General features: G+C 59.0%; 17 protein-coding genes and 1 pseudogene. 7 read left to right on the top strand and 11 right to left on the bottom strand.

From position 1 onward, the window contains the following. Window positions 1-88 precede the first annotated feature (88 nt). Window positions 89-793 carry a trehalose operon repressor gene (gene treR, locus ACYZTM_RS09310; protein ID WP_461988296.1) on the bottom strand — a complete coding sequence of 235 codons (705 nt, stop codon included), beginning with the start codon at window positions 791-793 and terminating at the stop codon, window positions 89-91. A 236-nt stretch (window positions 794-1,029) separates the two neighbouring features. Between treR and treP the strand changes: the two genes are divergently transcribed. The 7 genes from treP to tadA all read left to right on the top strand — a co-directional run bounded on the left by treP (window position 1,030) and on the right by tadA (window position 10,595). Beyond that, on the top strand, window positions 1,030-2,472 hold the full coding sequence (treP, locus tag ACYZTM_RS09305) for a PTS system trehalose-specific EIIBC component (protein ID WP_461988294.1): 1,443 nt from the start codon (window positions 1,030-1,032) through the stop codon (window positions 2,470-2,472). A 111-nt stretch (window positions 2,473-2,583) separates the two neighbouring features. Then, window positions 2,584-4,230: an alpha,alpha-phosphotrehalase gene (treC, locus tag ACYZTM_RS09300; RefSeq protein WP_461988292.1), complete on the top strand. Its 1,647-nt coding sequence runs from the start codon at window positions 2,584-2,586 to the stop codon at window positions 4,228-4,230. Window positions 4,231-4,335: 105 nt separating this feature from the next. After that, a complete protein-coding gene (locus ACYZTM_RS09295; RefSeq protein ID WP_461988290.1) occupies window positions 4,336-5,559 on the top strand; it encodes a carbohydrate porin in 1,224 nt (407 codons plus the stop codon). Between the two features lie 62 nt (window positions 5,560-5,621). After that, the gene (ptsP, locus tag ACYZTM_RS09290) at window positions 5,622-8,156 is read left to right on the top strand and encodes a phosphoenolpyruvate--protein phosphotransferase (protein ID WP_461988288.1); all 2,535 of its coding nucleotides are present in this window, start codon (window positions 5,622-5,624) and stop codon (window positions 8,154-8,156) included. Window positions 8,157-8,158: 2 nt separating this feature from the next. After that, window positions 8,159-8,449, top strand: a complete 291-nt coding sequence (locus ACYZTM_RS09285) for a PTS transporter subunit EIIB (protein ID WP_461988286.1) — start codon at window positions 8,159-8,161, stop codon at window positions 8,447-8,449. A gap of 272 nt (window positions 8,450-8,721) precedes the next feature. Next, on the top strand, window positions 8,722-10,098 hold the full coding sequence (locus tag ACYZTM_RS09280) for a multicopper oxidase family protein (RefSeq protein ID WP_461988284.1): 1,377 nt from the start codon (window positions 8,722-8,724) through the stop codon (window positions 10,096-10,098). Continuing rightward, the gene (tadA, locus tag ACYZTM_RS09275) at window positions 10,098-10,595 is read left to right on the top strand and encodes a tRNA adenosine(34) deaminase TadA (RefSeq protein WP_461988282.1); all 498 of its coding nucleotides are present in this window, start codon (window positions 10,098-10,100) and stop codon (window positions 10,593-10,595) included. Before ACYZTM_RS09280 ends, tadA begins: the two co-directional genes overlap by 1 nt. 133 nt (window positions 10,596-10,728) lie before the next feature. On the opposite strand, the gene cmoB is transcribed toward tadA, so the two are convergent. From cmoB to ACYZTM_RS09225, 10 genes and pseudogenes are all read right to left on the bottom strand, one after another. Next, the gene (gene cmoB / locus ACYZTM_RS09270) at window positions 10,729-11,685 is read right to left on the bottom strand and encodes a tRNA 5-methoxyuridine(34)/uridine 5-oxyacetic acid(34) synthase CmoB (protein ID WP_131059353.1); all 957 of its coding nucleotides are present in this window, start codon (window positions 11,683-11,685) and stop codon (window positions 10,729-10,731) included. Beyond that, window positions 11,682-12,461, bottom strand: a complete 780-nt coding sequence (cmoA, locus tag ACYZTM_RS09265) for a carboxy-S-adenosyl-L-methionine synthase CmoA (RefSeq protein WP_461988280.1) — start codon at window positions 12,459-12,461, stop codon at window positions 11,682-11,684. The genes cmoB and cmoA overlap by 4 nt, the downstream gene beginning before the upstream one ends. Window positions 12,462-12,630: 169 nt before the next feature. After that, window positions 12,631-13,119, bottom strand: a complete 489-nt coding sequence (locus tag ACYZTM_RS09260) for a hypothetical protein (protein ID WP_461988278.1) — start codon at window positions 13,117-13,119, stop codon at window positions 12,631-12,633. 146 nt (window positions 13,120-13,265) lie between these two features. Next, window positions 13,266-13,916, bottom strand: a complete 651-nt coding sequence (locus ACYZTM_RS09255) for a lysoplasmalogenase (RefSeq protein WP_461988277.1) — start codon at window positions 13,914-13,916, stop codon at window positions 13,266-13,268. 2 nt (window positions 13,917-13,918) lie between these two features. Next, entirely contained in the window at window positions 13,919-14,311 is a 393-nt protein-coding gene (locus ACYZTM_RS09250; RefSeq protein WP_461988275.1) for a protease inhibitor I42 family protein, read from the bottom strand. Window positions 14,312-14,470: 159 nt separating this feature from the next. After that, window positions 14,471-14,932 carry a hypothetical protein gene (locus ACYZTM_RS09245; protein WP_461988273.1) on the bottom strand — a complete coding sequence of 154 codons (462 nt, stop codon included), beginning with the start codon at window positions 14,930-14,932 and terminating at the stop codon, window positions 14,471-14,473. Window positions 14,933-15,103: 171 nt separating this feature from the next. Then, entirely contained in the window at window positions 15,104-17,521 is a 2,418-nt protein-coding gene (gene lon / locus ACYZTM_RS09240; protein WP_461988271.1) for an endopeptidase La, read from the bottom strand. Between the two features lie 328 nt (window positions 17,522-17,849). After that, window positions 17,850-18,226 (bottom strand): annotated as a pseudogene (locus ACYZTM_RS09235) (DUF6124 family protein). A gap of 486 nt (window positions 18,227-18,712) precedes the next feature. Beyond that, window positions 18,713-21,124 (bottom strand): glucose/quinate/shikimate family membrane-bound PQQ-dependent dehydrogenase, encoded by a 2,412-nt coding sequence (locus ACYZTM_RS09230; RefSeq protein ID WP_461988269.1) that lies wholly within the window; start codon window positions 21,122-21,124, stop codon window positions 18,713-18,715. Between the two features lie 216 nt (window positions 21,125-21,340). Beyond that, window positions 21,341-22,723, bottom strand: a complete 1,383-nt coding sequence (locus ACYZTM_RS09225) for a carbohydrate porin (RefSeq protein ID WP_131060938.1) — start codon at window positions 22,721-22,723, stop codon at window positions 21,341-21,343. Window positions 22,724-22,854 lie beyond the last annotated feature (131 nt).

Genomic DNA, 22,854 nt, shown 5'->3' with positions numbered 1-22,854 from the left:
TTGAGAAATGGGCCGTGAGGATTACCCATTTGCTCAAGGCAAGTGCACTACATAGTTATGCCCACATGCATTTCGTGACCGTGTAGGGTCAGCGCCGTGCCACGTCCGAAAAGTAGAATTTGTCGAGGGTATGCCGTGATTCGGTGTACTCGAACTGGCGACCGTCCTGCAGGAAGGTCTGGTTGCTGACCACGATCACATGGCTCTGGCCGTCGAGGTCCAGGTGGTGCTGGTCGTCCTTGCTCCGGGGCACCGCTTCGATGGTGCGCTGGGCGTAGGCGATTTGCAGTTGCAGGGTCTGTTCGATGAAGGCGTAGATCGACTGCTCGGCGATGTCGCGGGACAGGCCGGGAATCACATCGCTGACGAAATGGTTGATGTCGAGGATCACGCGCTTGCCGTCGATCCGCCGCACTCGCTTGATGCGCGTGATCAGGCTGCCTTCTTCAGCCTTGAGGTGTTCGAGCAGCGAGCCTTCGAGGGGGATTTGTGTGAATTCGACCACCTCGGTGCTGACGTCGTTGCCCAGTCGCGGCCAGGTCTCCTGGAAGCTGACGATGCCGCCCAACTGGAATTCGATCGGGTTGGTCGACAGCACGAAGGTGCCTTTACCGTGGACTTTCTGGGCGAAGCCGCGCTCCTGCAATTGCTCAATGGCCTTGCGCACGGTGCCGCGGCTGGCTTGATAGCTGTCCATCAATTCGGTTTCGGAAGGCAACCGGGCGCCGCGTTCCAGACGTTCGGTCGTGATGCTGGCAAGCAGATCGCTGTAGATCTGGTTGTATTTACTCATGGGGATGGCTCTGTGCCGCGATGTGCTCAAGGTTTCGAACCTTAAGGGCAGGGTAGGGGTTTGTCCATGCGGGTTTAGGTTTCATCGTTCCGGGAGGTAGGAAAAATCGCCGACTGTCGGGTTGGAGGTAAACAAAATCAAACTCGTCTGTACGAGTTGTTGCTTTAACTCGTACAGACGAGTACTTTTCGCTTCGGCGTGCTGCCAAAAACAAAAAACTACAGCGGAAGAAAAGCATGAGCCACGACTATCCGAACATCGCCAGCGAGCTGCTGCAAAGCCTCGGTGGCAGCGACAACCTCGAGCAGGCCGCGCACTGCGTCACACGCCTGCGCCTGGCCCTCAAGGACCCGAGCCTGGTCGACAGCGCCACGCTGAATCAGATTGATCTCGTGAAAGGCTCATTCTTCACCGGTGGCTTGTTCCAGGTGGTCATCGGCCCCGGCGAGGTTGAAAAGGTCTACGCCGAACTGCGTCGTCAAACCGGTCTCGCCGCTTCAACCATCGCCGACGTTAAACAAAAAAGCGCCGACAAGATAAACGCCATGCAGCGTCTGGTGCGGGTGTTTTCCGACGTGTTCATGCCGATCCTGCCCGCATTGATCATTGCGGGGCTGTTGATGGGCATCAACAACCTGATCGGCGCCAAGGGCATGTTCATCGAGGGCCAGACCCTGCTGGACGCCTATCCGAAACTTGACGGGCTCTGGAGCCTGATCAACCTGATGGCCAACACCTCTTTTGTGTTCCTCCCGGCGCTGGTGGGCTGGTCGGCGGCCAAGCGGTTTGGCGGCAGCGAAATCCTTGGCATCGTGCTCGGCCTGATGCTGGTTCATCCCGATCTGCTCAATGCCTGGAACTACGGCAAGGCAGTCGCCGGTCTCGACGGCCAGAGCCTGCCGTACTTCGATATCCTTGGTTTGTTCCAGATCGAGAAGGTCGGTTATCAGGGGCAGATCCTGCCGATCCTGCTGGCAGCCTACGTGATGAGCGTTATCGAAAAATGGCTGCGGGCGCGGGTGCCGAACGCGGTGCAATTGCTGGTGGTGCCAATCACCACCATCGTGGTCACCGGCGTGTTGGCACTGGCCGTGATTGGCCCTGTGACCCGGCATCTGGGCATTCTCATCACCGAAGGCGTGGTGACCCTGTTTGACCTGGCACCGATGGTCGGCGGCGCTATTTTCGGTTTGCTCTACGCGCCGCTGGTGATCACCGGCATGCACCACATGTTCCTCGCGGTCGACTTGCAACTGATCTCCACCCAGGGCGGCACGTTCATCTGGCCGATGATCGTCATGTCCAATCTCGCTCAGGGCAGCTCGGCATTGGCGGTGTTCTACATGACCCGCAATGTGCGCGACAAAAGCATGGCCTCGACCTCGGCAATTTCCGCTTATTTCGGCATCACCGAGCCGGCGATGTTCGGGGTCAACCTGCGCTACAAGTTTCCGTTCTATGCGGCCCTGACCGGGTCGGCCCTGGGCTGCATCTTCCTGTCGCTGAACAAGGTCCAGGCCTCGGCAATCGGTGTCGGTGGCTTGCCCGGTTTCATCTCGATCATTCCGCAGTTCATTCCGATGTTCGTGATCGGGATGGTCATCGCCATGGTTGTGCCGTTTGTTTTGACCTGCGGGTTGAGCATGAAGATTGTTCGGCCGGGGTATCGGGTTGCCTGACAAACCGCATTCGCGAGCAAGCCCACATTGGAATGCGATCAATTGTAGGAGCGAGCCTGCTCGCGAAGAGGCCCTCATGGCCAGTACCAAACCCATTGAAGGAACTCAGTCATGCAAGACTGGCAACGTTCGGTGATCTACCAGATCTACCCGAAGAGTTTTCACAGCCACGCCGGCAACCCCACGGGTGATTTGCTCGGCGTCGTGGCCAAGCTCGATTACCTGCACTGGCTGGGTGTCGATTGCCTGTGGATCACGCCGTTCCTGCGTTCACCCCAGCGCGACAACGGTTATGACATCAGCGATTACTACGGCATCGACCCGAGCTACGGGACCATGGCCGATTGCGAATTGCTGATCGCCGAGGCCGGCAAGCGCGGGATCAAGTTGATGCTCGACATCGTGGTCAACCACACGTCGATCGAACACACCTGGTTCCAGCAGGCCCGCAGCAGCCTCGACAACCCGTACCGCGATTTCTACATCTGGCGCGATCAGCCCAACAACTGGGAATCCAAGTTCGGCGGTTCGGCGTGGGAATACGAGGCGCAGACTGGTCAGTACTTCCTGCATCTGTTCGATCACACCCAGGCCGACCTGAATTGGGACAACCCGAAGGTACGCGCCGAAGTCTTCAAAATGATGCGTTTCTGGCGCGATAAAGGCGTGGGCGGTTTCCGTCTGGATGTGATCAACCTGATCTCCAAACCGGCGGATTTCCCCGAGGACGACACCGACGGTCGACGCTTCTACACCGACGGCCCGAATGTGCATGAGTACTTGCAGCAAATGCACCGCGAAGTCTTCGAAGGCTACGACCTGATCAACGTCGGCGAGATGTCCTCCACCAGCCTGGAACACTGCATTCGCTACTCGAAACCGGATTCGAAAGAACTGTCGATGACCTTCAATTTCCATCACCTGAAGGTCGATTACCCGAACCTGCAGAAGTGGATTCGCGCTGACTTCGACTTCCTCCAGCTCAAGCGCATTCTGTCCGACTGGCAGACCGGCATGCAGGCTGGCGGTGGCTGGAACGCGCTGTTCTGGTGTAACCACGACCAGCCGCGCGTGGTCTCGCGTTTTGGCCATGACGGCGAGCATCGCGTGGTGTCGGCGAAGATGCTCGGCACCGCGCTGCATTTCCTTCAGGGCACACCGTTTGTGTACCAGGGCGAAGAACTGGGCATGACCAATCCGGGGTTTGATCACATTGATCAGTACCGCGATGTCGAGACGCTGAACATCTTCCGCCTCAAGCGCGAGGCGGGAGCCGATGATGCCGAGAACATGGCGGCGATCATGCAGAAGTCCCGGGACAATGGCCGTACGCCGATGCACTGGAGCGCCGAGCCGAACGCAGGGTTCAGCGCCGCAGAACCTTGGATTGGCGTGCCGGCCAACGCGGCGCAGATCAACGTCGCCACTCAGTTCGACGATCCGGACTCTGTGCTACATCACTACCGTCAGTTGATTGCCCTGCGTCGCAGCGAAGCGCTGATGTCTGATGGCGTCTACCGGCAATTGCTGCCGGAGCACACGCAAATCTGGGCGTATGTGCGTGAAGGTAATGGCGAGCGTTTGCTGGTACTGAACAACTTCTATGGCACGCCGTGCGAAGTGGAACTGGCGGATGAAGTGATCAGCGACGCGATGGCTCAACGCTTGGTCATCAGCAACTACCCGGACTGTCCGCCGCGAAACCAGCAGATTCTGTTAAGGCCCTATGAGTCATTCGTTCTGCACCTGACCGACTGACCGACCACTAAAAAACACCGACTTAAAAAACACGCAGAACGCTGCGCGGGGAAGTTTTGCGCGCCGAATTTGCGGAACAACACAATAAAAATAATGGGGTGGTTCTTGAAAACAACAATAAATCGCAGCCTTGTCGCCGCGAGCGTGTGCCTGGCGTTGCCATTATCGGCGCAGGCCCTGGAATTCGGCGGTTACCTGCGCAGCGGCGTCGGAACATCGGTCAACAGTGGTAAACAGCAGTGTTTCCAGCTGCCTGGGGCGCAGACAAAATACCGCTTGGGCAACGAATGTGAGCAGTACGCCGAACTCGAACTACGTCAGGATTTGTACACCCTGGACGACGGTTCGGTGCTGAGCGTCGACGGCATGGCTTCGCTGTATAACCAGTACGACAAGGACCTGACGTTCAACGGCGATAACGGCTCGGTGCGCATGCCGCAGCTGTACGCGCAGTGGTCGAACATGCCCAGCCTCAACGGCGGTTCGCTGTGGGCCGGCCGGCGTTATTACAAGAGGAACGACATCCACATTTCCGACTTCTACTACTGGAACCAGAGCGCCACGGGGGGTGGTATCGAGGATGTGCTGATCGGCGATCTGAAGTACAGCTACGCTTTTTCGCGCAAAGACAATCTGTACCAGAAGGACTACATCAACCGTCACGATTTCAACGTCGCCGGCTTCGATACCAACCCCGGTGGTGAACTGGAACTCGGGCTGAGCTACATCGATAAACCCGACAGCCGAGAGGCTCATCGCGGCTGGGCAATCACCGCGCAGCATGTGCAAAAAGGTTTTCTGGGCGGCAAGAACAAACTGGCTTTCCAGTACGGGGAAGGCCCAGGCACCGGATTGGGTTATACCGGTAACGTAAAGCTGGACGACAGCAACAAAAGTTACCGGGTGGTGGAGTTCTTCGACTGGCAAGTGACGCCGCGATTTGGCGGGCAAGTCGAGGCGGTTTACCAGAAAGACATTCGCCCGGACGGCGCCGATCAGAACTGGGTTTCCTTGGGGATTCGTCCGGCGTACGCGATCACCGAGCAGTTCAAACTGGTGGCCGAACTGGGTCACGATCAAGTCGAAGCCATGGGCGGCACGCGCAAGCTGAGCAAGTTTACCTTCGCCCCGACGTGGTCGCCCAAAGGCCCGGAATTCTGGGCTCGGCCCGAGGTGCGTCTGTATTACACCTATGCCAGCTGGAACGAGGCGGCCAAACGGGCGGCCAATGAACTGGCGGCGGGTTCGGCGTTGTCCGATACCGGCGCCTTCGGCACGGCGCGGCACGGTTCGAATGTCGGATTGCAGGTCGAGTATTGGTGGAAATAAGCGATGCTGTCGGAGCCTCGCGCTCCATCGGCACTTCAAAGAACAAAACAGCAGGTGACGTCATGGCCACACCCCAACAATTGCAACTGCACGCCCCCCTGTCCGGCGTATTGATGCCACTGGACCTCGTGCCCGATCCGGTGTTTTGCAGCCGGGTCATCGGCGATGGCCTGTGCATCGATCCGACCTCAACTACCTTGTGCGCGCCGTTGGCAGGGGTTGTCAGCAATGTGCAGGCAAGTGGGCATGCGGTCAGCATCACCAGCGAAAATGGTGTGCAGGTGTTGCTGCACATCGGCCTCGACACGGTGAACCTGGCAGGGAAGGGGTTCACGCGGCTGGTGGAGGAGGGCCAGCACGTTGACGTTGGGCAGTCGCTGATCGAGTTCGATGCCGATTTTGTTGCATTAAATGCCCGCAGCTTGCTGACGTTGATGCTGGTGGTCAGCGGGGAGCCGTTCACTTGGCTGACGCCTGAAACCGGTCTGGTAGAGAGTGGCCAGCCGCTACTGAGTTTGAACCCTGTCGAGCAAACAGCGGATGTGCCGGTACCGGAAGAGGACGAAGCACTGTTTTCCAAACCGCTGACACTGGCCAACCCGAATGGCTTGCACGCCCGTCCGGCGGCGGTGTTCGCCCAAGCGGCGAAAGGTTTTTCGGCGAGCATTTACCTGCATAAAAAGCAGGAGAGTGCGAACGCGAAATCCTTGGTGGCGATCATGGCGTTGCAAACGGCTCACGGTGACGTTTTGCAAGTCAGCGCGGCCGGTCCGGACGCTGAAGCGGCGATCCAGACGCTGACTGAACTGCTGGCGAGTGGATGCGGTGAAGCGGTGGCGGCCTCGGCGCAGGTCGAGGTGCATGCGATCGAGGCTTCATCGCTGACGGTGCTGCGTGGGGTTTGCGCATCGCCCGGATCAGCGTTTGGCCAAGTGGTGCAGATAGCCGAGCAAAACCTCGAAGTGAAGGAGCTTGGCGCCACGCCGCAGGTTGAACGCGATCAGCTGTCTCGTGCCTTGGCCGAGGCGCTGGTGGCCCTACAACAATTGCGTGATAACGCCATTGGCGACGCGCAGGCAGACATCTTCAAGGCACATCAGGAACTGCTCGAAGATCCGGGTTTGTTGGACATGGCTCACGTGCTGATCAACGAAGGTAAAAGCGCCGGGTTTGCCTGGTGCACGGCCACCGAGTCGACGGCTAACCTGTTCAAAAGCCTAGGCAACGCCTTGCTCGCGGAACGGGCGGCGGACTTGGCCGATGTGAGTCAGCGGGTGCTAAAGCTGATCCTCGGTGTGCGGGATCAGGCGATGGAGCTGCCTGAAGGGGCGATCCTGATCGCCGAACAACTGACACCGTCACAAACCGCCGGGCTCGATACCCGCACGGTGCTGGGTTTCGCCACGGTCGGCGGCGGCGCCACCAGCCACGTCGCGATCCTCGCCCGGGCGTTCGGTATACCGGCGATCTGCGGGCTGCCTGTGCAAGTGCTGGCGCTGGTCAACGGAACCCAGGTGTTGCTCGATGCCGACAAGGGCGAGCTGCAGCTGGATCCGGATCTGCAGGCTATTGAGCAGCTGCAAGCCAAGCGGCAGCTTCAACAGCAACGCCAGCAGCATGAGTTGGCGCACGCGACGCTGGCTGCCTGTACCCGCGATGGTCATCATTTTGAAGTGACCGCCAACATCGCTTCGCTGGCTGAAGCCGAACAGGCCATGGCGTTGGGAGGCGAGGGCGTCGGCTTGTTGCGCTCGGAGTTTCTTTATCTGGACCGCAATCATGCGCCGAGTCATGACGAGCAAGCGTCCACCTATAGCGCCATCGCCAAGGCGCTCGGGCCGGCGCGTAATCTGGTGGTGCGCACGCTGGACGTCGGCGGCGACAAACCTCTGGCCTACGTGCCGATGGACAGCGAAACCAATCCCTTCCTGGGCATGCGCGGGATTCGTTTGTGCCTGGAGCGTCCGCAGCTGCTGCGCGATCAGTTCAAGGCCATCCTGAACAGCGCCGGGCTGGCCCGGCTGCACATCATGCTGCCGATGATCACGCAGCTTTCGGAGTTGCGCCTGGCCCGGCAACTGCTTGAAGAAGAGGCGCTGGCATTGGGACTCACGGCACTGCCCAAGCTGGGGATCATGATCGAAGTGCCGGCGGCGGCACTGATGGCGGACCTGTTTGCGCCCGAGGTGGATTTCTTCTCTATCGGCACCAACGACCTCACCCAATACACCCTGGCCATGGACCGCGATCACCCGCGTCTGGCCAGTCAGGCCGACAGCTTCCATCCGGCGGTTCTGCGGTTGATTGCCTGCACCGTGAAGGCCGCGCACGCCCACGGCAAATGGGTCGGGGTGTGTGGCGCCATGGCCTCCGAGACACTGGCCGTGCCGCTATTGCTGGGGCTTGGGGTGGATGAGCTGTCAGTGAGTGTGCCGTTGATTCCGGCCATAAAGGCAGCCGTTCGCGAAGTGGATTTGGTGAGTTGCCAGGCCATCGCCCAGCAAGTGCTGGGCCTGGAAAGTGCCGGGCAGGTGCGCGAGGCGTTGCGGCTGTATCACGAGGCGACGGTCGATACTTCACTGGTTCTGGAGAACTGAACATGTTCGAGAAAATGCAGCGAGCGTTCTGGAAAGCATTGACGCCGGATCTGGTGGTGGATGAGCCGAAAGCCATTGTTCAGCCGGTGTCCGGTTTGCCTGCAAATGTCGTAGCCGCGCTAGGTGGCGTGGAAAACCTCAAGTCGCAGCAGCCGGTTGCACTGACCCGGGTTCGGGTGGAGTTGCGGGACGTAGCGCGGATAGATCGGCAGGCATTAAATGTGGCAGGTGTGCCGGGCGTCATGACGCTGGATGACGGGGTGGTGCATTTGATCACCGGCCTACAGCCATAGCTGAAAACCCTGTGGCGAGGGCTACGAAGCAGTCGTAAACCGGTCAGCGCGATTTATCTGAAATACCGTAGTGGATGGTTTTAGGGTCGCTTCGCAACCCAACGGGGATAAATCCCCTCGCCACAAAAGCCCCCTCACCACAGATATTGCCAACCAGGCTTTGAGTGCGGCCATCCGCCGCCCCACCCTTACTGTTTCTCAACCGCAGGTGTATCGTATTCGCCTTTTACAGGCCCACGGGTCTGTCGCTGATACGTGAGGTAGTTGAGTTCATGTCCTTTACCCGTCGCCAAATCCTCGGTGGCCTGGCCGGTCTTGTTGTCGTTGGTGTCGGGGCGGGGGGCGCGTCGAGGTACTGGCTGGGCAAGATGGCCGACGCTGACGCCGGCCATGACTATGAGCTGATCGCTGCACCGCTGGACGTCGAACTGGTCGCCGGGCACAAGACCGAGGCCTGGGCGTTCGGTCCGTCGGCGCCGGGCACTGAACTGCGGGTTCGTCAGGGCGAATGGCTGCGGGTGCGCTTCCTCAACCATCTGCCGGTGGCGACCACCATTCACTGGCACGGCATCCGCCTGCCACTGGAAATGGACGGCGTGCCCTATGTATCGCAGCTTCCGGTATTGCCGGGCGAATACTTCGACTACAAATTCCGCGTGCCAGACGCCGGTAGCTACTGGTATCACCCGCACGTCAACAGCAGCGAAGAACTCGGCCGCGGCCTTGTCGGCCCGCTGATTATCGAAGAGCGCGAGCCCACCGGTTTCAAGTACGAGAAAACCCTGAGCCTCAAGAGCTGGCACGTCGACGAAGAGGGCGCGTTCGTGGCCTTCAGCATTCCTCGCGAAGCCGCCCGTGGTGGCACGGCGGGGCGCCTGTCGACCATCAACGGTGTCTCGCAAGCGGTGATCGACCTGCCCGCCGGGCAAATTACCCGCGTGCGCCTGCTCAACCTCGATAACACGCTGACCTATCGCCTCAACATTCCCGGCGTCGAAGCGCAGATCTATGCGCTGGACGGCAACCCCGTGGAGCCGCGCCCAATGGGCAAGGAATACTGGCTCGGCCCGGGCATGCGCATCTGCCTGGCGATCAAGGCACCGCCCGCCGGTGAAGAATTATCCTTGCGCAACGGTCCGGTTCGTCTGGGTACGTTCCGTTCGGTGGCGAACACTGAGGCACCCACTGAATGGCCGCCCGCACTGCCTGCCAACCCGGTGGCCGAGCCGGACCTGGCCAATGCCGAGAAACTCAACTTCAATTTCGAATGGGTGGGCTCGGTGTCGGTCAACGTCGAAAACGGTAGGCCACCAAGCTTGTGGCAAATTAACGGCAAGGCTTGGGACATCACGGACAAGACCTGCGCCGACCGCCCGATTGCCAAGCTCGAGAAGGGCAAGAGCTACATTTTTGAATTGAAGAACATGACTCAGTATCAGCACCCGATTCATCTGCACGGCATGAGTTTCAAGGTCATCGCCTCGAACCGGCACAAGGTCATTCCGTACTTCACCGACACTTACCTGCTCGGCAAGAACGAGCGCGCACAAGTCGCGTTGGTGGCGGATAACCCCGGCGTATGGATGTTCCATTGCCATGTGATCGACCACATGGAAACCGGCCTGATGGCCGCCATCGAGGTGGCCTGATGCGTCAGATACGTCCCGCCGCGATCATCGACCGCAGCCGCGACCGCGACTTCATGCGCGAAGCACTGGCCCTGGCCGCACAAGGCGCGGCGCTGGGTGAAGTGCCCGTGGGCGCGGTGCTGGTGCAAGACGGCGAGATCATCGGCCGAGGCTTCAACTGCCCGATCAGCGGCCACGATCCGAGTGCTCATGCCGAGATGGTCGCGATCCGCGCTGCGGCGTTGGCGGCCAGCAACTATCGCCTGCCGGGCAGCACGCTGTACGTGACACTTGAGCCGTGCAGCATGTGCGCCGGGCTGATCGTGCATTCGCGGATTGCACGGGTGGTGTATGGCGCATTGGAGCCGAAAGCGGGGATCGTGCAGAGTCAGGGGCAGTTTTTTACCCAGGGATTCTTGAATCACCGGGTGTTGTTTGAGGGCGGGGTGTTGGCGGAGGAGTGCGGGGCGGTGTTAAGCGAATTCTTCAAGGCCCGGCGCGCCAAACCAACAGACTGAACACCCAACCCCTGTAGGAGTGAGCCTGCTCGCGATAGCGGAGTATCAGTCAATAGTGATGTCGACTGACACACCGTTATCGCGAGCAGGCTCACTCCTACAGGGGATCTCCTATGGATAGGAGATTGGTGTTTTATTTTCGAGCGACAATGACGGCCCGCATCGGCGCCGGCAGCCCTTCAACTGTCTTGCTGTGATCCTCGGGATCCAGGAAATCGCTGAGCGACTGATACTTCATCCACTCCGTCCCGCGCTGTTCTTCGACCGTGGTCACGCTCACGTCGACACAGCGAACATCCGTAAACCCGGCGCGGCGCAACCACAATTCCAGCGCCGGCACCGACGGCAAGAACCACACGTTACGCATCTGCGCATAACGGTCGTCCGGCACCAGCACCTGCTGCTGATCGCCTTCAATCACCAGCGTCTCCAGCACCAACTCACCACCCTTGACCAGGCAATCCTTCAGCGCCAGCAAATGCTCGATCGGCGAACGACGGTGATAGAACACGCCCATGGAAAACACCGTATCGAAGCCTTCCATGTTTGGCGGCAGGTCTTCGAAAGGGAAGGGCAGGTGCCAGGCATTGGGTTCTGACAAGTAACGCTGCACCGCCTGGAACTGGCAGAAGAACAGCCAGTTCGGGTCGACACCGATCACGCTGTCGGCGCCGGCACCGAGCATGCGCCACATGTAGTAACCGTTGCCGCAACCGACATCAAGGATGCGTTTGCCCTTCAGGTCCAGATGCGGAGCCACCCGTGACCACTTCCAGTCCGAACGCCATTCCGTGTCGACATGCACGCCAAACAAATCAAACGGCCCTTTGCGCCACGGCGACAACCCCATCAGCGCAGTACGCATTTGCGCACGGGTCTCAACGTCGCAATCGGTGTCCAGCGTCAGGCCATTCAACAAGTCGACTTCGCTTGGCTGTATCTTCGGCAAAGCGTCCAGCGCACTTTGCCAGCGCTCCAGATCGCCGTGACCCTTTTCCATTTTCTTGTCGAGTTGCGCTTGCAGGGTGTTGGCCCATTCGGCCAGCGGGGTGCCAGCCAGACGGCGGGCGAGGGGGGACAGATCAATCATGGCAAGGCAATCAACGAGGCAAAGTTAAGACACTGGAACCACGGCACGACTTTCGAGAACCCGGCAGCCAACAGGCGCTCGCGATGTTCTTCGAGGCTGTCGGGCTTCATGACGTTTTCGATGGCGCTGCGCTTCTGGGCGATTTCCAGTTCGCTGTAGCCGTTGGCGCGTTTGAACGCGACATGCAAGTCAGTGAGCAGCGCGTGTTCTTCGAGATCGTTGAAGCGCAGCTTCTCCGAGAGGATTAACGCGCCGCCGGGCAGCAGCGATTGGCGGATACGCGAGAGCAACGCGGTGCGCTGGTCCGGGGCGATGAATTGCAGGGTGAAGTTCAGCGCCACCACCGAGGCTGGCTGGAAGTCGAGGGCGAGGATGTCGCCTTCGATCACCTCCACCGGCAGCAACTCCTGGAACATCGAGTCCTGACCGTTGAGGTATTCGCGGCAGCGTTCGACCATCGCCGCAGAGTTATCCACAGCGATGACGCGGCAACCGTCGGTGCGCACATGACGGCGCAACGCTTGAGTCACGGCACCCAGGGACGAGCCGAGGTCGTAGAGCACGCTGTTGGGCTGGGCGAATTGCGCAGCGAGCACGCCGAGGTTCTCAACGATGGTCGGATAACCCGGCACCGAGCGCTTGATCATGTCCGGGAACACCCGCACCACGTCCTCGTTAAAGGCGAAGTCAGGCACCTGGGCCAAAGGCTGGGCGAAAAGGCGATCGGGGTCTTTGCTCACGGCGGTTCCGGCGGCGAAGGAGGGAAAGGCCGGCATTTTAGCCAAATTGACGGGGGGATGCTTGGGTTGTCTGATAAAGCGTGTGAGATGCCCGACGGGGATTAGGAGTCGTTAGGTCAGGGAGCAGTCGGTGGGGAACACGATAGATAAAAACAAATGGCCAAATCCCGAAATTGAGGCTTGGCCATTTATCATTCAGAGGTGATTACTGCTGTTTAAACAACACGATATAGGTAGATTTACCAGCGATTTTGAGTTCTTCATTTCGCTCATTTACGCCTTTGAAATCAAAGCCGATTAGATAATGCAGTTTCTCAGAACTGCTCTCAACCGTTTCTACCGTGAAAGAGCCGCTAGTGGGCTTATATGCAAAAGAAGTGGTAAAGCCAGGGATGGTTCCCGTTTCGAAATAATAGGCATCTTCGAAGGGGAAGTTTTGATCTGCGACTGAATAGGTGCCGGATTTGATATTTTTATCAAATACCAGCACCAGGCCTTTTTTGCTTCTATGTGAGTAGTCTTGTGTGTTAGCGCGAGTGACCAGCGCGATTCGATCACTGTTGGAATCGGCATCGAACTCGACAATTTGACTTTCAAACTTCACCCGATTTGAAACTGTCGCTTGAGTTTCTGCGCTGACGGTAATAATTGGATCTGCAGAAGCGAGTGTGTTTTTACTTTTAAAAAAACTCATAAGATTCTTCCATGTATTAGATGTGTGGTGGGTTAACGCCGCACAAAGAATAAGTTTTCAAGAATCACTAGGCTACTGTCAGATCTGACAGTTTTTTATAACGTTTGGCGATGGGGCATATTTTTTATGTCATTACGATAAACAGTTTATTCCGTTCCACCTACGGTGCCTTTCCTACCAAACGCCGACGCTGCAATTCCCCATTGCCCGAGCCAATAACTAAGGATGATCACATACGGCGCCGCATCGAACGGCATAACAAAGCGACTGATCCCGATCACGCTGTCGGAAAACACAAACGCCACCGCGCCGGCCGCCGCCAGCAGTGCCGAGCGTTTGGGCACTTCGGTCCCGAGCCGGGCCAGCGCGCGCCAGAGCATCGCGCTGATGGCCAGACCGTAAACAATCACCGGGATCAACAATGGGCCCAGTCCGTGGGAAATCAAAATCCCCAGCAACACCGCGCCAACACCCAGGGCAATCAGCAATGGCAACAACGCCAGCCGCCGGCAATCGCTCAAATAGGCTTTCAGATAGGCCAGGTGGGCGACCAAAAATGCTCCGAGGCCGAACACAAACAAATCCCCCGGCCATGCCAGCAACACATCGCCAAGCAGGGAGAAAATCAATCCCAGGCTGATCCAGCGCCGGTACTCACTGGGCGGTGCGTCGTGCAACCAGCCGAGCAAGGCCAACACCGGCAAAGGTTTGACCAGCAGGCAGAGCAGCGCGGCATGCACGCTCAAGCCATACAGAAAGGTCACCGCGCCCATCAGCGCCAGAATCAGCCAGCCCACGATCAGTTAACCGCGATCGCGCAGTCGAAGGTTTTCACTGCCGGCACTTCCGGTGCCCAGGGCTGTGAATAGGTCAAACGCAAGCGGCCCGTACCGACGGCAAACGCCTGAAAGCGCCAGGTCGAAAGGCCGGCACTGCCGACGATGCCGGCGTCTTCCGGGTTGCTGTACACCTCGGGGCTGAGCGCATGCAGCACGCCACCGGCCGAATCCTGGATCGCCCAGCGATAACCCGTGGTCGGGTTGCTAGGCAAGGTCACGATCAGGTTCTGACCGCTGCGCAGTTGCACCGGGCATTCGCTTTGTTTTTCCACGGTCAGGTTCTGTTTTGGTTGCGTGGAGCACGCGGCCAGCAGGGAGAGGACGAAGGGGACAAACAGGCGAGTGGGGGACATAAGGTCAGTGGCTCCGGCGTTCACGACGAACGGCGAGCATAACTTAAGATGAGACAAAGTGTGACATTGGCAGCGCGGATGACCTTGCAGTATTCCTTCACACGGTCTGCCGGCGTTCTGCCGGCCAACAAAAGTGGTGCGCGCAGGCCGGCGCAAAGTCTAAATAGCGAGCTGGACGTCGGTGATAAAAACATGACCTCGGCCAGTCAGTTCACGAATTTCATTATTAGCACGGCTTATGGCAAGAATTTTGAACTCGATCACGTTATACCGATGTTTGTTCGGCGTTATTTTCATTGTTTCGATGGTGCCGGTGTAGTTGATGATTTCGAAATCATAGGGGGAATTCCCTATTTTTGTGGTGAGGGTTTCCCAGTAACCAGAGATTCTGGGGATTTCACCGGATGGAAAGTTAATCGTCAGCTTTCTTTCGCTGGAAAGACCTTTATCTTTATAGCAGTCAATATAAAAACCTGGGCTGAATCTATTCAATGAATAGACCATGGCGGTGGTGATAAATGTGGTCATTGGTAAGGGGGAAGCAGCGTTAGTAATGTCTTTTGTTTCAATTGTTAGTTGTCCGTCAACTAGTACCTCATCAGTTGCATTTGGGTTTGCCATAACTCACTTCCTTCGATTGAAAAAGCCGAACAGAAAGTGTGCTGGGAAAATTATGAATGGGTAACTGTCAGATATAACAGTTTTTAAGTCTGATTTGTTTGGTTTTTTTGCTTGCTTATAATTAAACGCGCTCACTGCCCAAGACGGTGGGCAGTGGCGCATTCAAATCGTTTAAAACAATATCTTCGCCACATCCGCAAACCGCTTGGCAAAGTGCACAGTAATCCCTTCCTTCAGGTAATCCGGCAGTTCGTCAAAGCTTCCACGGTTAGGCTCCGGCAGAATCAACTCAAAAATCTTCTGCCGCCGCGCCGCGATCACCTTCTCACGCACTCCGCCAATTGGCAGTACATGCCCGGTCAACGTCAGTTCTCCCGTCATGGCCACGCCTTTTTTCGGTGCCTGGTTGCGGGCGAGGGAGAGCAGGGCGCTGGCCATGGTCACGCCGGCGCTCGGGCCGTCTTTCGGGGTGGCGCCTTCCGGGACGTGGAGGTGGACGAAGGCCTCGTCGAAGAATTTCGGATCACCGCCAAACGACTTAAGGTTCGAGCTGACGTAGCTGTAGGCGATTTCCGCCGACTCTTTCATCACGTCGCCCAATTGCCCGGTGAGTTTGAAGCCACGGTTGAGCGTGTGGATGCGCGTGGCTTCGATCGGCAAGGTCGCGCCACCCATGCTGGTCCAGGCCAGCCCCGTGATGACGCCGGTGCCGGACAGCACTTGTTCGTTGCGGAACACAGGATGGCCGAGTGAGGCTTCGAGGTCTTTCGGGGCAATTTTGATCACCGCTTTCGGCTCGTCGATCAATTTCACCACGGCTTTGCGCACCAGTTTGCCCAATTGTTTTTCCAACTGGCGCACCCCGGCTTCACGGGCATAACCGTCGATCAATGCCTTCAACGCGCTGTCGCTGATGCTCAGGCTGCCCTTGGACACGCCGGCCTTTTCCAGCTGCTTGGGCCACAGGTGACGCTTGGCGATGGCGATTTTTTCTTCGGTGATGTAACCCGACAGGCGAATCACTTCCATCCGGTCCAGCAACGGGCCGGGGATCGAGTCTAGGGTGTTGGCGGTGCAGACGAACAGCACTTTCGACAGATCCAGACGCAGGTCCAGGTAGTGATCGAGGAATTCGACGTTCTGTTCCGGGTCGAGGGTTTCCAGCAGCGCCGAGGCCGGGTCGCCTTGGTAGCTTTGGCCCATCTTGTCGATCTCGTCGAGCATGATCACCGGGTTCATCACTTCGACGTCTTTCAACGCGTGCACGAGTTTGCCCGGTTGCGCGCCGATGTAGGTGCGGCGGTGGCCCTTGATCTCGGCTTCGTCGCGCATGCCGCCGAGGCTGAAGCGGTAGAACGGCCGGCCGAGGGATTCGGCGATGGACTTGCCGACGCTGGTTTTACCCACGCCCGGCGGGCCGACCAGCAAGACGATGGAACCGCTGATCTCGCCTTTATAAGCACCGACGGCGAGGAATTCGAGGATGCGGTCCTTGATGTCGTCGAGGCCGGCGTGATGTTTGTCGAGCACCTTGCGTGCGTGTTTGAGGTCGAGTTTGTCCTCGCCAAACACGCCCCACGGCACCGATGTCGCCCAGTCGAGGTAGTTGCGGGTGACCGCGTACTCCGGCGAACCGGTCTCGAGGATTGACAGCTTGTTCATTTCTTCTTCGATGCGTTTTTGCGCCTGGGGCGGCAGCACTTTGCCAGTGAGGCGTTGCTCGAACTGTTCGATGTCGGCGCTGCGGTCGTCTTTGGTCAGGCCCAGCTCTTGCTGGATGACCTTGAGTTGTTCCTTGAGGAAGAACTCGCGCTGATGCTCGCCGATCTTGCGGTTAACTTCGGCGGAAATTTCTTTCTGCAAGCGCGCGACTTCGACTTCCTTGCGCAGCATCGGCAGGACTTTTTCCATGCGCTTGAGCATGGGTACGCAATCGAGCACTTCCTGCAGATCGTTGCCGGTGGCCGAGGTCAGGGCGGCGGCGAAATCGGTCAGCGGCGACGGATCGTTGGGGCTGAAGCGGTTGAGGTAATTCTTCAGCTCTTCGCTGTACAGCGGGTTGAGCGGCAGCAGTTCCTTGATCGCGTTGATCAGCGCCATGCCGTAGGCCTTGACCTCGTCGGTCGGCTCGGTGGGCTGGTGCGGGTATTCGACTTCCACCAGGTACGGCGGGCGATGGTGTTTGAGCCAGCTGCGAATGCGTACGCGGGTCAGGCCTTGGGCGACGAATTGCAGTTTGCCGTTTTCGCGACTGGCGTGGTGCACCTTGACCAGCGTGCCGTACAGCGGCAGGGCCGAGGTGTCGAAATGGCGCGGGTCTTCCTGGGGCGTGTCCATGTAGAACAGGGCCAGGGAGTGGTGATCGGATTTGCTCACCAGGTCGAGGGTTTCGGCCCAGGGTTCTTCATTGACGATGACCGGCAGCACTTGAGCCGGGAAGAACGGGCGGTTGTGGATCGGGATGATGTAGACCTTGTCCGGCAGGTTCTGGCCGGGCAGGGCGAGGCCTTTGCCGGTGGAGTGGTGTTCGGCGTTCTCTGGGTCGGCGTATTCGCTCGGGTCTTCGGGGAATTCTTGCTGGTCGCTCATGGGGCACCTGCGCAATTGGGTATGGGTGTTAGATGGGGCGGGTGGGGGGTGGTTTCAATGGCGGGGGATATTTCTGGGTGTGTGTTCAGGGTTTGGACAGGTGCTTCTTTTGAACTTGGCTGCCGCCAGCCGAGCTGATTCCTCAGAGGTACACGAAGCCCTGTAGGAGCGAGGCTTGCCCGCGAAGGCGGCCTGACAGCCGACCAACCTCTTGCTGATGCACCCAATTCAACTGTGGGAGCGAACTTGCTCGCGATAGCGATCGTCATTCAACATTGATGTCGATCGACGCACCGCCTTCGCGGGCAAGCCTCGCTCCTACGGGGGATTAGCTGTGCGGCTGAGGTTTTGGTACGGCGACGTTATCCAGCATCCGGTTTGCTGCCAGTTCGGCCAGCATGACGATCTGTTGAATCGCCATCGCCTTGTGCCGGTGCGGGCCTTCCAGGTAGTCGGCGAAATCACTCGCCATCACACTGGCCTGGGCCAATGACTCGCAAGTATGGGCCAACAGGTCTTCGTCTTTGATGTCCGGTGCAATTACAAACATGGTGCTGGGTTTGCGGATGGCAGGGGATTTGAGGGCGGCGGGGTTGGGTAGTGATCCAACGCGCGCTCGGCGGCTTCGTTGAGTTTTTTTGAATCGACGGATTCGTAGGGGGAAACGTCGTCGGTATGCGGGGGATTTGGGGTTTCTTTGAACATGGTGAAGCTCCATTCGGGGACAGGGAGTTCGCCACGACTACGACCAAGCAGTTGGGTGGCGAACCGTACGCAGGTTGGTCGACCAGGGAATGGAACCCGGCAGGGCCGAAGCCCTCCCACGCACAGCTCGCCATGAAGCAAGCACGAAAAGTGCGCCATTCTAAACCTGGGCGACCAAACCCGGCCGCTGAATTTGCAGCGACCTCGAAAGCCTATCGTCCGGGCTTCTGACACTACAACCGATAGAACCTGTCGGAATCGTCCTCCCGAACAGCATCCGCTGTAGGACGTTCGCAGTATTTCTCAGGCCAACCTCGGCCAAATGTGGGAGCGGGCTTGCTCGCGAAGGCTGTTTAACATTCAACATGGAAGTCGCCTGAAACACCGCTTTCGCGAGCAAGCCCGCTCCCACATTTTGATTTGCAGCGATGCAAAAAAAGGCGACCCCCTCGCAGGAGTCGCCTTTCCTTTATCTGTCTCTACAATTTATTCCGACAGTTTGTACGCAATCACATAGTCACCTTGCTTGGTGCCCAGCGAACCGTGGCCGCCCGCAACGACCAGCACGTACTGCTTGCCGTCCTTGCCGGTGTAGGTCATCGGCGTGGTTTGCGCGCCGGCTGGCAGGCGGCCTTCCCACAGTTGCTTGCCGTTTTTTACGTCGTAGGCGCGCAGGTACTGGTCGAGCGTGCCGCTCAGGAAGCCAACGCCACCGGCAGTGGTGAAGGGGCCACCCAGGCTAGGCACGCCCATGCTCAGCGGGATCGGAACCGGAGAGCTGTCGCGCACGGTGCCGTTCTTGTGCTTCCACAGGACTTTCGACGTGGTCAGATCGATTGCCGCCACGTAGCCCCACGCCGGTGCCTGGCACGGCAGGCCCATTGGCGAAAGCAGGGCTTCGAGGACCACGCCATACGGCGCGCCTTTGTTCGGCTGCACGCCTTCGGTTTCGCTTTTACGTGGGCCTTGGGCGGCGATTTCGGCGGCCGGGATCATTTTCGATTTGAACGCCATGTAGCTCGGGTTCACGAAAGCGATCTGACGCACCGGGTCAACCGAAATGCCGCCCCAGTCGAACACGCCGAAGTTGCCTGGGTAAACGATCGAACCCTGCAGCGACGGCGGCGTGAACGGGCCGTCGTAGCGCATGGATTTGAAGTCGATCCGGCAGATCAGTTGGTCGAATGGGGTCACGCCCCACATGTCGCGCTCTTGCAGCGGCGGCGGCATCAGGTTGAGGTCGGATTTCGGTTGGGTCGGCGAGGTGTGATCACCTTCGACAGCGCCTTGCGGAACCGGCACTTCGTTGATTGGCACGATCGCTTTGCCGGTGCTGCGGTCCAGCACGTAGATGCTGCCTTGCTTGGTGGACACGAGTACCGCTGGCTTCACGCCGTCAGCGGTTTTCAGGTCCATCAGGGTTGGCTGGCCACCGACGTCCATGTCCCACAGGTCATGGTGGGTCAACTGCATGTGCCAGCGCACTTTACCGGTGGCGATGTCCAGTGCGGTCAGGCCGGCGGCGTGCAGTTCTGACTCAGGGGTGCGCGCGCCACCGAACTGGTCCGGGGTCTGGTTGCCCATCGGCAGGTAGAGCATGCCGAGTTTTTCGTCGACGGCGAACATGGACCACATGTTCGGCGAGTTGCGGGTGTAGACCTTGCCTTCGGCAATCGGCGTGGTGTCGTCCGGGTTGCCGCTGTCCCAGTTCCACACCAGTTTGCCGGTGTGCACGTCGAACGCGCGGATCACGCCGCTTGGCTCGTCGATGGAAACGTTGTCGGTGACGTGGCCGCCAATCACCACCAGGTCTTTAGTGACGGCTGGAGGCGAGGTGGAGTAGTAGCCGCCGGCATTGAAGCCGCCGATGTTGGCGGAGAGATCAACCTGGCCTTTGTTGCCGAAGTCTTCGCACATCTTGCCAGTGTCGGCGTCGAGTGCGATCAGGCGGGTGTCGGCCGTTGGCAGGAAGATCCGGCGTGGGCAGACCGTGCTGACCGGCGCAGGGCTGGCGGTGCCCGTCGGGCTCTGCTCGGATGCGTAGGCGGCGTCATCGTGATACGTCACGCCACGGCAGGTCATGTGCGCCCATCCCTTGAAGTTCGCCGCGTTTTGCGTGGAGAGCTTCGGATCGAAACGCCAGATTTCCTTGCCGGTGTCCGGATCAAGGGCGATCACCTGGCTGTGCGGCGTGCACACGTAGAGCATGCCGTTGACTTTCAACGGGGTGTTTTCGGCGGTGGTTTCGCCCGGGTCGTTCGGCCCAGGCAGGTCGCCGGTGCGATAGGTCCAGGCCGGTACCAGTTTGTTCACGTTTTGCGGGGTGATCTGCGCCAGTGGCGAGTAACGATCGCCATGGGCGCTGCGGCCGTAGGAATTCCAGTCACCGTCGGGCATGGCCGGTGCGATGTTGGTCATGCCCGGCACGCTGTCGCGGTCCAGTTGGCCTTTGATTTCACCCGGGTTGGTGAATTGGCTGGCCAGCGCAGCAACGGCGGCCAGCACCACGGCCACGCTCAGTGCGCCGGTGCCCATCGGCGCAGGACCGGTAATCAGCAGCGGACGGCGCAACCACGGCAGCAGCATGACGAGGCCCAGCGCAAACAACATCGCCAGGCGCGGCACCAGTTGCCACCAATCGAGGCCGACTTCCCACAAGGCCCAAACGGTGCTGGCGAACAGCACCGCCGCGTAAAGGCCCAGCGCAGCGCGGCGTGCCAAGATCAGCAGCACGCCGGTCAGCGTCAGGCCGATACCGGCCAGCAGGTAATACAGCGAGCCGCCGAGCATGCTCAGCTTGATCCCGCCGACCAGCATGACCAGGCCCATTAGCAGAAGCAGAATGCCGAGCAGGGTCGGCAGTAGACGGCTTCGACTCAAAGCACCATCAGTGCTCATAGTGTGGTTCTCCGTGACGTTTCAAGTAGTCCCACGCAAGTTCACTGTAGATGACGATCCCGCGTGGGCATGGTTCATATAAAAAACTGGTTGGTTGTCGCGATCCCTGTAGGAGCGAGGCTTGCCCGCGAAGGCGGTTTCACAGTCGACATCAATGTTGAACGTGAGATCGCCTTCGCGGGCAAGCCTCGCTCCTACCGGGTAATGCGGTGGTTGTTAGAACGATGACTGGATCTTGATCCCGCCAATCAACGCGTCATCGACTTTGTCCACGCCACCGGGGTGGCGGATGTATTGCAGGTTCGGGCGCACGGTCAGCCAGTTGGTGACGTGCACGCCGTAATAGAGTTCGGCGCTGTATTCGGTGTCCTGCGGTGGCAGGAACGAGGGGTCGTCGTAGTCGAAGACGGCGCGGGCCTGATTGGTCGCTTCGGCGTTCTTGCGATAGGCCGGGTTGACGTGAACCCGGGCGAGGGCGAACCCGATGTCGTCCTTGGCGCGCGCATCGAACAGGCCTTTGTAGACGACGCCTGCCTGGACATAGTTGTCGATGGCGTTGGTCTTCTTGTCGTGCATCGTGCCGTTGGCGAACACGCTCAAGCCGCGAGAGTTGTCGCTGGCGCGGCTGGTGATTTGTTGCTGAACACCCAGCCAAACGCCGTGCTTGCTCGATGCGCTGCGGTACGCCTCGCCACTCAGGGCTGCCGGCTGGCCATTGCTGTCCTTGTAGGCATCCGTGGCCTTCGCGTTGCTGTAGTAATAACCGGCGCGGTATTCGCCCGGCAGGCCGTTGAGCTTTGGCGACCACACCAGCTCGACCGGCAAAATCGCGCCCTGGGTGCCGCTGCCGCTGAGCTTGAAGCCGTTGTCGCGTTCGAGGTTCGACGGGTTCTGCTCATACGCGCCGACTTGCGCGTACAACTCCGGCGTCAGGTGATATTTCACGCGCATCGCCCACTGGCTGACCGGCCAGTTGTACCAGATACCGCCGACCCAGTTGCCGACCTGCGAACCGCAAAACGCCAGGTTCTGGAAGTCGCAGGGGAAGCTGTTGAAGTCCTCGCCCTCGCCGAAGCGGCCGACCTTGATGTCGAGCTTCTGGTCGAAGAATTTCTGCTGATACCACATCTGCGTCAGGCGCCAGGTTTGCCCACGCCCCCAGACTTCCTGAGCCGAAGTGAAGCCGCCGACGCGCGGGTCGTTGATCCGGTCGTTGCTGATGTTGTTGCCGCTGCGCTCGGTGATGGTCAGCTGAAATTCAGCATCGTCCCAGCCCAGAATCTTCTGCAAGTCCAGATGCGTGCCAAAACCAAACTGGTCGCTGTAGCGCGCGGTGCGATCGTGATCGTAGCCACCGTGCAGATTGCTGCCCATTTCGCCGGTGTAATCGACTTTGAAGTCGTAGCCTTTTTCCGAAAGTTCGGTGCGCGTGCCGTTCCAGTCGCCGAGCATCCAGGGGGATTCGCTATCGAAAGCGGGAGCAGCCTGGGTGCAGGTGGCAAGGCCAAAAGCGCTGAACCCAGCGATCAGGGTCAGGGTTTTTCGACTGGCAATAGCGGTGCAGACAGCGCTGTCTCGCGGAGTTGGGAAATCAGGCATAGAGAAGGAATTCTTGATCTTTTTCTGGGGGGTGAACGGAAAGCGGCACTATGTCGCGGGCAGATGAAGCGTTTCAGCTTGACGGGCGCAAGGATAATGTCCTGTTACAAATAGAGAAAGCGCTTTTGCTG

It is taken from the genome of Pseudomonas sp. MDT2-39-1, from assembly GCF_054898085.1.
Note: the sequence above shows the minus strand (reverse complement) of the source record. Positions and strands in the feature narration are given on the sequence as shown.

Bases quoted from the DNA above. Each gene is read 5' to 3' on its own strand.
- cmoA (WP_461988280.1), bottom strand. From the start codon at position 12,461: ATGCCGGCCTTTCCCTCCTTCGCCGCCGGAACCGCCGTGAGCAAAGAC.
- lon (WP_461988271.1), bottom strand. From the start codon at position 17,521: ATGAGCGACCAGCAAGAATTCCCCGAAGACCCGAGCGAATACGCCGAC.
- tadA (WP_461988282.1), top strand. From the start codon at position 10,098: ATGCGTCAGATACGTCCCGCCGCGATCATCGACCGCAGCCGCGACCGC.
- ACYZTM_RS09285 (WP_461988286.1), top strand. From the start codon at position 8,159: ATGTTCGAGAAAATGCAGCGAGCGTTCTGGAAAGCATTGACGCCGGAT.
- ptsP (WP_461988288.1), top strand. From the start codon at position 5,622: ATGGCCACACCCCAACAATTGCAACTGCACGCCCCCCTGTCCGGCGTA.
- ACYZTM_RS09245 (WP_461988273.1), bottom strand. From the start codon at position 14,932: ATGGCAAACCCAAATGCAACTGATGAGGTACTAGTTGACGGACAACTA.
- treP (WP_461988294.1), top strand. From the start codon at position 1,030: ATGAGCCACGACTATCCGAACATCGCCAGCGAGCTGCTGCAAAGCCTC.
- cmoB (WP_131059353.1), bottom strand. From the start codon at position 11,685: ATGATTGATCTGTCCCCCCTCGCCCGCCGTCTGGCTGGCACCCCGCTG.
- ACYZTM_RS09250 (WP_461988275.1), bottom strand. From the start codon at position 14,311: ATGTCCCCCACTCGCCTGTTTGTCCCCTTCGTCCTCTCCCTGCTGGCC.
- treR (WP_461988296.1), bottom strand. From the start codon at position 793: ATGAGTAAATACAACCAGATCTACAGCGATCTGCTTGCCAGCATCACG.
- ACYZTM_RS09230 (WP_461988269.1), bottom strand. From the start codon at position 21,124: ATGAGCACTGATGGTGCTTTGAGTCGAAGCCGTCTACTGCCGACCCTG.
- ACYZTM_RS09225 (WP_131060938.1), bottom strand. From the start codon at position 22,723: ATGCCTGATTTCCCAACTCCGCGAGACAGCGCTGTCTGCACCGCTATT.
- ACYZTM_RS09280 (WP_461988284.1), top strand. From the start codon at position 8,722: ATGTCCTTTACCCGTCGCCAAATCCTCGGTGGCCTGGCCGGTCTTGTT.
- treC (WP_461988292.1), top strand. From the start codon at position 2,584: ATGCAAGACTGGCAACGTTCGGTGATCTACCAGATCTACCCGAAGAGT.
- ACYZTM_RS09260 (WP_461988278.1), bottom strand. From the start codon at position 13,119: ATGAGTTTTTTTAAAAGTAAAAACACACTCGCTTCTGCAGATCCAATT.